The sequence below is a fragment of the Rhodoblastus sp. genome (genome assembly GCF_041915505.1).
GTDB lineage: Bacteria > Pseudomonadota > Alphaproteobacteria > Rhizobiales > Beijerinckiaceae > Rhodoblastus.
Window position 1 is genome coordinate 1 of record NZ_JAYSBG010000080.1, and the last position, 12052, is coordinate 12052.

Below are 12052 nucleotides of genomic sequence, written 5' to 3' on the forward strand. Positions count from 1 at the left end.
CCGATCCCGCCATGGCCGAGGCCGCCGCCGAAAGTGGCGCGGCGCTGGTTGTCATGCACCATTGCGCGGAGATCGACCCGGAGCGCGACATTGTCGCCGATATGGCCGCCTTTTTCGACGAGACGCTCGCGCGCGCGCATCGAGGCGGCGTCGCGCGGGAGAAAATCATCCTCGATCCCGGCATAGGCTTCGGCAAGAGCCTGCGGCAGAATCTGATCGCCATCGACGCCTGCGGCGCGCTTACGGCCCGCTACGGCTTGCCGGTGCTGATCGGCGCCTCGCGAAAAAGCTTCATCGGGGCGATCACCGGCGCGCCGGTCGCTGATCGTCTCGCCGGGACGCTCGCCGCGCATCTGCGGGCCGCGTCGCGCGGCGCGGCGATCGTCCGCGCCCATGACGTCGCGGAACATGTCGGCGCCCTGAACATCTGGAACGAAATTGAGCGCGCCTGAACACGCCCTCCCGGAACATCGCATCGGTCTGGGTTTGGGCGCCAATCTCGGCGATCCGCCCGCCAGTCTGCGGCGGGCGATTGGTCTGTTGCGCGAGGCGGGTCTCGTCTTTGACGCGATTTCCTCGCTCTATGCGACCAAGCCCTGGGGCGTGACCGACCAGCCCGATTTCGTCAACGCCTGCGCTCTGGCGCGCACGGTGCTGGAGCCGCTCGCGCTGCTCGATCTCGTCAAGGCGACCGAGCGGGCCATGGGCCGCCGCGAGACGCGGCGCTGGGGGCCGCGCGTCATCGATATCGATCTCTTGTTCTGCGACAATTTGTCCTGGCGCGACGACAGGCTGACCCTGCCGCATCCTGGCGTGCTGGAGCGCGCCTTCGTGCTGCTGCCGCTGGCCGAGATCGCGCCCGATCTGGTGATCGCGGGCCGGCGGCTCAAGGACGTGGCGGCGGAGGCCGCGGCGGAGACGTCGGGCGTCGTCAGGCTGGCGCCGTTCTGACGCCTGTCCCGCCATCCTGTGTGGAATTTAAGGCTTAGTCGGAACAGTTACTTAATGAGTTAAGTGGAATATGGGCCACCCGGAGCTCACGGGAGGTTCATGCGGCGCCGACCCGCTTGCTCCTTCGACCATGCCGCGCGCGCCAAGCGCCGAGTCCCGGGCAGGCAACCGGGTTTGTTATGTGTCTAGTCGTAATCGTCGATGATCGGGCGACCAATCGCGCCATCTACACGCAACTGGCGCGGTCGATAGAACGGGACGTCGAAGTCCGGTCATTCGCCGATCCCGAAGAGGCGCTGAACTGGCTCGCGACCCACCGCGCCGATCTCATCGTCACCGATTACGACATGCCGCGGCTGGTCGGCGACGAATTCATCTCGCGCTTTCGCGTCCTGCCGCAGTCCGGCGGCGTGCCGATCATGATGATTACGGTTTGCGACCGCCGCCAGTTGCGGCTGCGCGCCCTCGAAAGCGGGGCCACGGATTTCCTGCAGGCGCCGATCGATCATTGCGAATTCCTCACCCGCGCACGCAACCTGCTGAAGCTGCGGCGCAGCGCGGCGGCGGCCGATTCGCCGGTGTCGGAGGCCGCGATCCAGCGCCCCGAGGGGCCGGCCCCGACCGTCCCGCCCGAAGCCGACGACGAATTCGACGAGGAGACGCGCGGCCTGCTCGATCGCTGCGGGCAGGGCGGTTACGCCTTCCATTTCATCGAGATCGCCGCCGCCGAACAGGCGGCCGATCTTACGGCCGCGCTGCAGCGCCACTTGCGCGGCGGCGATCTGGCCCTGCGCATCGACCCGCTGCGCTATGTGCTGCTGCAGAGCCATGTCGAGGGACACGCCTCGGCCCAGGCGCTGGCGCGGCGCCTGATCCTCGCGCGCGACTCCTTCGCCGGCGTCGCAGCCTTCCGGATCGGTTCGGCGCTGCCGCGCGCGGAGATCGGCCCCGCCCGCGCCCGCGCGGTGGCCTGCCTGCGCGAAGCCCATCGCGCCGTGCGCGAGGCCTGGCGCGATGTGAGCGATGTTTGGCGTCATGCGGGCGAGACGGTCGCGCAGGATAATTGGGGCGCGGCGCCGGTGGTGGACCTCCAGACCGGGGCGCTGGCGGGCGCGCAATTGCTGAGCGGCCTCGCGCCGGCGGAGGCGGCCGATCCGGACGCGATCCGCGCGGCGCTGGCCTGCGTCGCGGAGCGGCGCGTCGCCGCCGACGAGGGGTTTCGTCTCAGCCTGCGTCTCGACCTCGACGGCGACGGCGCCGAGGTTGTCGCGCCGCGCCTGGCGGCTTCGCTCGCCGCCGGAACGGCCGAGCCTTCGCGGCTGGAGCTCATCTTGTGCGCGCGGCAAATCGTCATGGATCAGGCGCGCGCGGGCCGGATCCTCGGCGCCCTCGACGCTCTCGGCGTCAGCCTCATGCTGGACCTCGGCGACCTGCCTGCCGCCGAGCGGCTCTCGACCGCGCTGTCGCTGACGGCGGGCGGCCTCCCGTCGGGATGGCGCCACGCCATTCGTTTCCCCTGCCGCGAGAGCGGCGGGATCGAGCTTGCCGGCGCCCTGCGCGCCGGGATCGCGCGCCTCGAGCGGCCGGCGCCCTTGCTGCTCGCAGATGGCGTTCCTGCGGCGAGCCTGTTGAGCCCGCTTCGCCGGGCCGGGGCAAGCCGCGCCCAGGGGGCCTGTTTCGGCGCGCCCTTCGCTCTGCGCGGTTTCGGCGCCCTGCTCGCGGCGCGGCCGCGCGCCAAAGCGGGCGCGATCGAGGCCGGCGCGGTTGAGGCGCGCAGCGCATGAGGCCGCCGATGTCCCGCCTGCGCGGCGTTTTTCCGCGCGTCCCTCGTTTCCGCGCTCTTGTGGCGCGGCTTCGCCCGCGCCCCTCGTCTTTCGCCGGTCCGGCGTCGCGAAATGTCTGGGAAAATCCCGAACAGGGGATCGTGCTGAACCGCCTGACCCTGGCTCTGGCGGCTCTGGTCGCGGCGGCCCTGCACGCCCATTTCGGCGACGCGGCGGCGCAGGACTATTACGCGCGCGGCTTGCCGCTCATCCGGACCTATGTCCTCATGACCGGCCTGATTCAGGCTCATCTGGCCCTGCATCCGGCGCCGCACGCGATCCGGCGCATCCTGTCCATTGGCGCCGACGCCGGATTCATCTCGGCCGGCCTCTGTCTCGGCGGCGGCGCGGCGGCTTATCTCGCGCCGCTCTATTTCTGGTTGATCCTCGGCTATGGCGTGCGGTTGGGCGCGCTTTACATGGGCGCGGCCGTCGCCAGTTCGGTGATCGGTTTCGCTGTCGTCGTGACGCAGACCCCGTTCTGGCAGGACAACGCCACATTGTCGGCCGGATGGTTCAGTTCGCTGATCATCATTCCGGGCTATGGCGCCGTGCTGCTCCGGCGCCTCAACGAGGCGCGCGCAGAGGCCGAGCGCGCCAATCGCGCCAAGACCCTGCTGCTCGCCAATGTGAGTCATGAATTGCGCACGCCGCTCACGGCCATTCTCGGTCTCGGCGAGCTGCTGAAACAGACCGGCCTCGACACGGCGCAGCGGGAGATGGTCCAGACCATGTCCGGCGCCGCCGAAATCCAGCTGCGTCATATCGAGGCTCTGTTGCGCGTCTCGCGCGACGAGATCGGCGGCGAAGGCGCGCGCGCGGAGGGCGTCGATCTTTTCGCCTTGCTGCTGTCGCTGCGCGCCTTGCTCGCCGTTGAGGCCGACAAGAAGGGCGTACGCCTCGGCCTGGTGATCGACGCCAGCGCGCCGCGCCATATTCTTTCCGAGCCCGGGCTGCTGCTCGACATCCTGCAGAATCTCGGCGGCAACGCGGTCAAGTTCACGCAGCACGGCGCTGTGGCGATTCATCTCCGCGCCGCGCGGCGCGCCAGCGGAGACCTGCTGCTGCGTTTCGAGGTGCGCGACACCGGCATCGGAATCGATGCGGCGGACCAGGACCGGATTTTCGAGGCTTTCACCCAGGCGGGGCCGGACATTGCGCGGCGCTTCGGCGGCAATGGCCTCGGCCTGGCCATCGCCCGGCGCCGGCTCGAGTCGCGCGGAGGCCGGATCGGGGTCGAGAGCGAGGCTGGCAAAGGCGCCCTGTTCTGGTTCGAACTCGCGGCGGGTCTCGACGAAACCGCGCCCGTGGAGGCGGTCGCCGCCGCCCCCGCGTTACGTTTCGACGCCGCCGGGGCGGAAGGGCCGCAAAGTCGGGCGCCGGTCTGTGTCGTAGCCGACGAGCCCTTCGACATTCTGGCGCTGGCGCGCCAATTCGCAGTCTGCGCGGCCGCCCGTCCAAGCGATCCGGACGGAATCGCCCGGGCGCAGAGAAACGCCGCCCAACTTGCGGCGCTCGCGGGAGGCGGACAGGCGCCTTCGCTCGTGGGCGATCCGGCCGGCCGGAATCATCTTGCCGGTCGCAGGGTGCTGCTGGCGGAAGACAATGGCGTCAATCGCAAGATCCTGGCCGCCATGCTCGCCGCCGGCGGCCTCGACGTCGTCTGCGTCCAGGACGGCCATGCGGCGCTGGAAGCCATGCTCGAGGACCAATTCGATCTGATCCTGCTCGATCTGAACCTGCCCCGGATCAGCGGTCTCGACGCCGCGCGGCTTTACCGCTTCGGCGTTCCGGACGCCGCGCGCGCGCCGATCCTGGCCCTGACCGCCGACGCCAGTCCCGAGCGCCGCGCGGAATGCGCGGAGGCGGGGATAGCCGCCTGCCTGACCAAGCCGATCGCCCCGGCGGCCTTGATCGAGGCGATCGATTCGGCCTTGCGCGCCGCCGCTGAAGCGCCCGACGCGCGGCCGGCGCCTCGGGCTCGTCCCGCCGCGACGCTTGCGCCGGAGGCGCTGGACGCGCTGGCCCGGCTGGGCGGCGAGGACTTTGTCGCCGACGTCATCGCGCAATTCGCGCTGGAGGGCGCCGAAATTGTCGAAAGACTGTCCTGCGCCGTGGAGCAGGGCGATATCGGAGCGTTCCGCCGCGAGGCCCATGCGCTGGAGAGCAGCGCTGGCAATGTCGGGGCTGAGGCGTTGGCCGATCTGTGCCGGTCCTGGCGCGCCGCCGCGCCTGACGATTTCGTGCTCTATGGCGACGATTATCTCGACGACCTGCGTTGCGAATGGGCGCGCGCGACGCGCAGCCTGAGCGATGCGTTGACCCGGCGCAGCGCGGCGGAGCCAGCGGCGCGGGACGGGCGCGGCGCCGCAGCCTAAAAGCGGCCGAGTTGATAATCCTCATAGGCCTGGAGCAATTCCGCCCGCGTGTTCATCACGAAAGGGCCGCTCCAGGCGACGGGCTCGCGCAGCGGCCGCGCCGCCAGCAGCAGAGCGCGGGCCCCTCGCGGGCCGCCCCGGAGCGCGGCCTCCGCGCCGTCGCCGAGCGTGGCGAGGCTCAAGGCGTCGAGCGTCCGCTCGCCATCCTCCGATGGGCCGACGGCCGATCCTTCGTAAACGACGAAGAAGGCGGCATGGCCCTCGGGTAGGGGCTGGCGGAAGACGCCGTCCGGCGCCAGTTCGATGTCGAAGTAAAGGGCGTCGACATGCGGCGCGCGGACCGGCCCCTCGACGCCGGTCGCGCCCTTGCCGGCGACGATTTTCACGCGGGCGCCCTCGCGCGTCTCGACCGGGATTTCCGCCGCCTTGAATTCCTGATAGGCGGGCGGCGCCATTTTTTCGGCGGCGGGCAGGTTGATCCAGAGCTGGAAGCCGCGCATCAGGCCGTGGTCCTGTTCCGGCATTTCGGAATGGATCAGGCCGCGCCCCGCCTTCATCCATTGCACGTCGCCCGGCTCGATGACGCCGGAATGGCCGTGGTTGTCCCAGTGCCGCATGCGCCCGGCGAGCATATAGGTGACGGTCTCGAAGCCGCGATGGGGATGGTCGGGAAAGCCGCCGATATAATCGCCCGCGCGTTCCGAGCCGAAATAATCGAGCATCAGGAAGGGGTCGATCGGCTCTTGCACACGCGAGCCGATCAGCCGGGTCATCCTGACGCCGGCGCCGTCGGAGGTGGCTTCGCCGTGTGTTGTGGCGAGCACCTCGCGTGCCTTGGGGGCAGAAATGGGGGTCATTGTCTTCCTTTCGGCCAAAAGCGGCGGCAAGGTCGAAGGAGACATATTGCGCGCCGGTTAGGCCTTTTTCCGACCGTTTTGGTATTGTCGAATGACGTCCGTTATGACGCGGATCGGGACAGAATCATGAATCCGTTCCAGCTTATTGGATAGACATCACGAATCCGTCAGCCCTTTATGCCATTGTGTTTGGGGATAGAAGCAAACACACTGCTTTGGAAAGCAGGCGTTCGGGAGGGCTTCGAGGTTGCGATGGAATTGACTGACGAAAGAGTGATATTCGGACGAGTCTCAGATCTCGATCAGGTCGAGGCGCCTTCGCCTCTCGGATCGATCATACTCGAGGAAGAACAGCGTTTTTTTCAATATCACCCCGTTATCGTTTCAAACGATGTCGACGCCAATTATGAAATGCCCGCCATATGGGATCACGTTCGGTATCGTCACAGCACGGTGATACGGCATATAAGGGATTGTCTCGTTTTTGGATCCAACTTCGTTGTTGATTCGGAGCAAAACACGTTTTGTGACGAATTGAGCTTCCGTCGCGGCGCTTTTGAATTTTATAATGTTTTCATTAGAGGACTCGCTCCCGGCAATCTACCAGAATGTATCTTCTCTGACGGCGGATTGAGTTTGCGCTGGTCAAGTGACCCGATGCAAAAAGCGATTTGCATCGACGAGCCTGTCTATTTGCTCACGCCGATTGAACACGACAATTGGGGGCGATGGATTTGCCAGGTTCTGCCGCGACTTGAGTATGTGAAGCGCCTAGATCCGGACTACAAAATTCTGATCCGGTGCTCCGCTTCGTGGCAACGGCAATTTTTGCAGTTTTGCGAAATTGATCTTTCGAGGGTCATCGAGCAAGATCCGACGAAAATTTATAAAATCAAAACCCTGAAAAGTTTTCAGCATAATGCTGTCGATTTTACGGTTTCGTTGAAAGAAATGGATTTATACAAAAAGATATCATCTCGTTTTCGAAAAAAAGATGGTTCATATGAGAATATATTTTTATCACGCCGCCACATAGCTTTACGGAATGGTCAATACAGAGTCCTTGAGAACGAAGATAAATTAATAGAAAGGCTAGAAAAGCTCAATTTTCGGTGCTTTGAGCCAGAGTTACATAGTTTCGAAGAGCAAATTTCGTGTCTATCCAGTGCTCGAAACATTGTCGGTCTCGGTGGGTCAGCGATCTTCAATGCGGTCTTCTGTCCTGATGATGCGCGTTACATCACTGTCGAGTCGCAGCCGACGTTCATCGCAACGCACACGGGTTTTCTGGCCAGCCTCTCGCTCTGGCATGGCGTGATATTCGGCCGGCCGATAGACCTCGCCCAGTGCGGCGTGAACGCCCACGCCAATTGGACCGTTGATATTGAGCGCGCCTTACAGGCCATCAGCCAGGCGATGCGCGGATAAGACGGTCTTAAGTGTCCTTAGCCGGGCAAAACGACTCATAAAGCACGCCGATCAGCTTTTCGGCGCGCGCGTCGGCGAGGGCGTAGCGGATGGTTTGGCCGTCGCGTCGTGGGCGCACCAGTCCATCCTTGCGCAGCAGGGCGAGGTGCTGGGAGATCAGGCTTTGCCGCGCCGAGAGTTTCTCGGCGATATCGCCGACCGGCGATTCGCCCTGCGCCAGCAGGCAGAGGATGCGCAGCCGCACCGGATTGGCGAGAGATTTGAGGAATTCGCTCGCCTGTTCGGCCGCCTCGGCCAAAGCGGCGGCGTCGACCGTCGCCCGGATCGGGGCGGGCGCAGGGGCTTTGGGGTTGGACTCCGGGGCGGCAGGCATGGTCGGCAATCGTTCCCGAGGCGCGGGCGTCTGTCAATTCAGCGAGATGCGAATCATCGGGCGCCACTGTGAAATCTTTGGCGCCGCGACCATTTTTCCACAACGGCGCTGCTTGGGAGCTCCTTGGGGGCTCCTTGGGGAGCGCCTCGGGGGCGCCGTGGGACGCTATCGCCTTTTGACCGCCGCCGCGGGCGGCGCTAAAAGCGCAGCCCGCCCGGAAAGGAAGCCGCCATGATATCGATCGCCCGTCGCATCGCTCAGGAGCTCAAGGTCGAGGAGCGGCAGGTCGCCGCCGCCGTGGACCTGCTCGACGCGGGATCGACCGTGCCCTTCATCGCCCGCTATCGCAAGGAGGCGACCGGCGCGCTTGACGACACCCAGCTTCGGACGCTGGAGGAGCGGCTGCGCTATCTGCGCGAACTGGAGGAGCGCCGCAAGGCGATTCTCGACTCGGTCAAATCGCAGGACAAGCTGACCCCGCAGCTCGAGGCGGAGATTCTTGCGGCCGAATCCAAGGCGAAGCTCGAGGACATCTATCTGCCCTTCAAGCCGAAGCGTCGCACCAAGGCGACCATCGCGCGCGAGGCCGGCCTTGCGCCGCTCGCCGCCGATCTGCTCGCCGACCCGACGCGCGACCCGCGCGCCGAGGCGGCGAATTATGTCGACGCGGACAAGGGCGTGAATACGCCCGAAGAAGCTTTGGACGGCGCCCGCGCCATTCTGGTTGAGCAATTTTCCGAAAAGGCCGAATTGATCGGCTCCCTGCGCGAGGCGTTCTGGGCGCGCGGGCGCATCGTGTCGAAAGTCCGCGACGGCAAACAGCAGGCGGGCGCCAAATATTCGGATTATTTCGACTTTTTCGAGCCGCTGCCCAAGCTGCCGTCCCATCGCATCCTGGCTTTGTTCCGGGGCGAGAAGGAGGAAATGCTCGATCTGACGCTGGAGCCGGAAAGCGCCGCCGACGCCGCCGCGCAGGGCGACGCGGCCTATGAGCGGGCGATCGCGGCCAGTTTCGGCATCGCCGATCGCGGCCGCCCGGCCGACAAATGGCTGTCGGATTGCGCGCGCTGGGCCTGGCGCACGCGGATCAAGATTTCGCTCAGCGTCGATCTGCGCGCGCGGCTGTGGCAGAACGCCGAGGATCAGGCGGTCAAGGTGTTCGCCGGCAATCTGCGCGACCTGCTGCTGGCCGCCCCGGCCGGGCCGCGCGCGACGCTGGGGCTCGATCCCGGCTTCCGCACCGGGGTCAAGGTCGCGGTGGTGGATTCGACCGGCAAGGTGGTCGACACCGGCGTGATCTATCCGCACGAGCCGCAACGGCGCTGGGACGACGCGCTGCTGGCGCTCGGCCGGCTGTGCCGTATCCACAAGGTCGAGCTGATCGCCATCGGCAATGGCACGGCCTCGCGCGAGACCGACAAGCTCGCCGGCGAACTGGTCGCCAAGCTGCCGGAGCTGAAACTCGCCAAGATCGTGGTGTCGGAGGCGGGCGCCTCGGTCTATTCGGCCTCGGCCTTTGCCGCCAATGAATTGCCGGATCTCGACGTGACCCTGCGCGGCGCGGTTTCGATCGCCCGCCGCCTGCAGGACCCTTTGGCCGAACTGGTCAAGATCGATCCGAAATCGATCGGCGTTGGGCAATATCAGCACGATCTGGCCGAGGGCAAGTTGTCGCGCTCGCTCGACGCCGTGGTCGAGGATTGCGTGAACGGCGTGGGGGTCGATCTCAATACGGCGTCGGCGCCTTTGCTGGCGCGGGTGTCGGGCCTCGGGGCCAATCTGGCCGCCAATGTCGTCGCCCATCGCGACGCCAACGGCCCGTTCCGCTCGCGCGACGCCTTGAAAAAGGTGCCGCGTCTGGGCGCCAAGGCGTTCGAGCAATGCGCGGGCTTTCTGCGGATTCGCGGCGGCGACGACCCACTCGACGCCTCGGGCGTGCATCCCGAGGCCTATCCGCTGGTGCGCAAGATCCTCGCCGCCACGAAGAGCGACATCCGCGCCCTGATTGGCGACGCGAAGACGCTGCGCGGCCTGCAGCCGAAGGCTTTCGCAGACGAAGCCTATGGCGTCCCGACCGTGACGGACGTGCTGCGCGAGTTGGAAAAGCCCGGACGCGACCCGCGCCCCGAGTTCAAGACCGCGACCTTCCAGGACGGCGTCGAAAGCCTGTCCGATCTCAGGCCCGGCATGGTGCTTGAGGGCGTCGTGACCAATGTCGCGGCCTTCGGCGCCTTTGTGGATATTGGCGTGCATCAGGACGGGCTCGTCCATATTTCCGCCATGTCCAGAAGCTTTATCAAGGATCCGCGCGAGGCGGCCAAGCCTGGCGACGTGGTCAAGGTCAAGGTTCTGGAGGTCGATATCGCCCGAAAGCGCATCGCCCTGACGATGAGGTTGGATGACGCCGCCGACGCCCGTTCGGCAGGCCGGGGCGCGGCCCCCGGTCAGGGCTTGTCCGCGGGCAAAGGCGTCGCTCCCGGCAAGGGCGCGGCGGCGGGTTCGGGCAACGCCTTTGCGGATGCTTTCGCGCGGGCCGGCGCGCCGCGCGATAAACCGCTTCGTAAATGAATTTTTGCAAAGATGCTTCGGCAAATGAGAATTCGCGTGCGGGGCGTCATGAAACGTCAACCAAAACCGTTCCCTTCCGGCAACACATTCAAGAAATCGTACATGGTTCGTCCCGTTCGGGCTGACTTCCTGTCCGATTCCCGCTAAGTCCCTATCGATGAAAACAGCCGCTGGATTCGCCCTTCTGCTGGGGCTGACCTTGTTCGCAGCCCTGACGCTCTACGAAGGCGCCGGCGACGTCGCTACTGCATTCGCGTCCGTCGGCTTCGGCGCCTTGTGGATCGCGGCGCTCCGCCTCGTCCAAACCTTCTCGGCCAGCTTTGCCTGGCGCGCCCTGCTGGCGAAGCCCCGGCCCAAGCCCTGGCTGTTCTGCAAGCTGCGCTGGGTGCGGGAATCGATCAATAATCTGCTGCCCGTGGCCCAGATCGGCGGCGACCTGCTTGGCGCGCGCCTGTTGCGCAACAATGGCGTCCCCGGCGGTCTCGCCTCGGCCAGCGTCATCGTCGATCTGCTGGCGCAGACGGCCACCCAGGTGATCTTCACTCTGGTCGGTGTGTTCTTCCTGGTCGACAGCGGCGCCGACACCGACCTGACCTTCGCCATTCTCGCCGGCATGCTCATCATGGCGCCGGCTTTGGCCGGCTTCTGGCTGGCGCCCCGGCTGCTCGCGATGGGCTGGCTCGACACGCTGGCGGCGCAGGTCGAACGGCGCACCGGCTGGGCCTCGGTCGGCGGCTTGCCGGCCCTGCGCGCCGGATTGGACATTATCCTGCGGCGGCGCGCGGGCCTCACCGCCGCCTTGCTGATCCATATGGGCATCTGGTTCGTCGGCGCCGTGGAAATCTGGCTGGCGCTGCATCTGCTCGGCGATCCGCGCTCCTTCGCGACCGCGGTGACCATCGAGAGCCTCGGTCACGCCGTCAAGGCGGTAGGCTTCCTGATCCCCGGCGCCTGGGGCGTTCAGGAAGGCGGCTTCATCGCGCTTTGCGCCGCCTTCGGCATTGGCTCGCCCACCGCCATCGCTTTGTCTCTGGTGAAGCGCATCCCGGATTTCGTCTGCGGCGCGCCAGGCCTGTGGCTGTGGCGGCGGATGGAGGGATCGAGCCTGAGCGAATTTTTCTTCCGCGACAAGCTCGCGCCCCGGGAGGAGTCTCATGGTCTGTGATCGTCGCGTTTTTCTGGGCGCGCTCGCCGTCCTCCCCGCTTTCGCCGCAGCGCGCGCGGACGATTCCGCCGAGGCCGTCGCCGCCGTCAAGCAATTGCAGGACGGCCAGCTCGAAATCATTCAGAAGCTCGGGCAATTGAGCGTGAAGCAGCGCTATGACTCGCTGCGGCCGGCGATCGGCGCGACCTTCGACCTCGCCGGCATGGCGAAGACCGTTTACGGCGCGGGCTGGGACAAGCTGACGGACGCGCAGAAGATCGAATGGGCGCAGGCCTTCGGCGATTATATCGCCGCCTCCTATGCCGCGCGGCTGGAAGGCTTCAACGGCAAGGGCTTCGAGCGCGACGACAAGACGCAGACCCGCGACGGCAATGTCGTGGTGACGACCCGCGTGCTCCTCACGGAAGGTCCGCCCATGCCGCTCGATTATGTCGTGCGGCGCACGGATCAGGGCTGGAAGATCGGCGACATTCTGGCCGATGGCTCGATCAGCGAACTGGCGCAATGGC

10 protein-coding genes are annotated in these 12052 nt (G+C 66.1%); 8 read left to right on the top strand and 2 right to left on the bottom strand.

Features of this window, described 5'->3' with window-relative positions; genetic code table 11:
• The 4 genes from ACE3S9_RS07315 to ACE3S9_RS07330 form a co-directional block, all read left to right on the top strand.
• Positions 1–452 (top strand): dihydropteroate synthase (locus ACE3S9_RS07315; RefSeq protein ID WP_374545785.1); only part of this gene is annotated, 452 nt, incomplete at its 5' end.
• Positions 439–951 carry a 2-amino-4-hydroxy-6-hydroxymethyldihydropteridine diphosphokinase gene (gene folK, locus ACE3S9_RS07320; protein WP_374545786.1) on the top strand — a complete coding sequence of 171 codons (513 nt, stop codon included), beginning with the start codon at positions 439–441 and terminating at the stop codon, positions 949–951. The genes ACE3S9_RS07315 and folK, both read left to right, overlap by 14 nt.
• Before the next feature lie 179 nt (positions 952–1130).
• A complete protein-coding gene (locus tag ACE3S9_RS07325; RefSeq protein ID WP_374545787.1) occupies positions 1131–2735 on the top strand; it encodes a response regulator in 1605 nt (534 codons plus the stop codon).
• Between the two features lie 8 nt (positions 2736–2743).
• Positions 2744–5152: an ATP-binding protein gene (locus ACE3S9_RS07330; protein WP_374545788.1), complete on the top strand. Its 2409-nt coding sequence runs from the start codon at positions 2744–2746 to the stop codon at positions 5150–5152.
• On the opposite strand, the gene ACE3S9_RS07335 is transcribed toward ACE3S9_RS07330, so the two are convergent.
• The gene (locus tag ACE3S9_RS07335; protein WP_374545789.1) at positions 5149–6009 is read right to left on the bottom strand and encodes a pirin family protein; all 861 of its coding nucleotides are present in this window, start codon (positions 6007–6009) and stop codon (positions 5149–5151) included. The genes ACE3S9_RS07330 and ACE3S9_RS07335 overlap by 4 nt on opposite strands.
• 252 nt (positions 6010–6261) lie before the next feature.
• Here ACE3S9_RS07335 and ACE3S9_RS07340 point away from each other — a divergent pair, with 252 nt between their 5' ends.
• Positions 6262–7437: a DUF563 domain-containing protein gene (locus tag ACE3S9_RS07340; protein WP_374545790.1), complete on the top strand. Its 1176-nt coding sequence runs from the start codon at positions 6262–6264 to the stop codon at positions 7435–7437.
• A gap of 7 nt (positions 7438–7444) precedes the next feature.
• Here ACE3S9_RS07340 and ACE3S9_RS07345 read toward each other — a convergent pair whose 3' ends face one another.
• Positions 7445–7810 (bottom strand): ArsR/SmtB family transcription factor, encoded by a 366-nt coding sequence (locus tag ACE3S9_RS07345; protein WP_374545791.1) that lies wholly within the window; start codon positions 7808–7810, stop codon positions 7445–7447.
• 231 nt (positions 7811–8041) lie between these two features.
• On the opposite strand from ACE3S9_RS07345, the gene ACE3S9_RS07350 reads away from it, so the two are divergent.
• The 3 genes from ACE3S9_RS07350 to ACE3S9_RS07360 form a co-directional block, all read left to right on the top strand.
• Positions 8042–10378 carry a Tex family protein gene (locus ACE3S9_RS07350; RefSeq protein ID WP_374545792.1) on the top strand — a complete coding sequence of 779 codons (2337 nt, stop codon included), beginning with the start codon at positions 8042–8044 and terminating at the stop codon, positions 10376–10378.
• A gap of 157 nt (positions 10379–10535) precedes the next feature.
• Complete coding sequence (locus tag ACE3S9_RS07355) at positions 10536–11543, top strand: lysylphosphatidylglycerol synthase domain-containing protein (RefSeq protein WP_374545793.1); 1008 nt, start codon at positions 10536–10538, stop codon at positions 11541–11543.
• Positions 11533–12052 (top strand): ABC transporter substrate-binding protein (locus ACE3S9_RS07360; RefSeq protein ID WP_374545794.1); only part of this gene is annotated, 520 nt, incomplete at its 3' end. The genes ACE3S9_RS07355 and ACE3S9_RS07360, both read left to right, overlap by 11 nt.

Coding starts and splice junctions, on each gene's coding strand:
- ACE3S9_RS07340 (WP_374545790.1), top strand. CDS start 6,262: ATGGAATTGACTGACGAAAGAGTGATATTCGGACGAGTCTCAGATCTC.
- ACE3S9_RS07345 (WP_374545791.1), bottom strand. CDS start 7,810: ATGCCTGCCGCCCCGGAGTCCAACCCCAAAGCCCCTGCGCCCGCCCCG.
- ACE3S9_RS07350 (WP_374545792.1), top strand. CDS start 8,042: ATGATATCGATCGCCCGTCGCATCGCTCAGGAGCTCAAGGTCGAGGAG.
- ACE3S9_RS07325 (WP_374545787.1), top strand. CDS start 1,131: ATGTGTCTAGTCGTAATCGTCGATGATCGGGCGACCAATCGCGCCATC.
- ACE3S9_RS07335 (WP_374545789.1), bottom strand. CDS start 6,009: ATGACCCCCATTTCTGCCCCCAAGGCACGCGAGGTGCTCGCCACAACA.
- ACE3S9_RS07355 (WP_374545793.1), top strand. CDS start 10,536: ATGAAAACAGCCGCTGGATTCGCCCTTCTGCTGGGGCTGACCTTGTTC.
- ACE3S9_RS07330 (WP_374545788.1), top strand. CDS start 2,744: ATGTCCCGCCTGCGCGGCGTTTTTCCGCGCGTCCCTCGTTTCCGCGCT.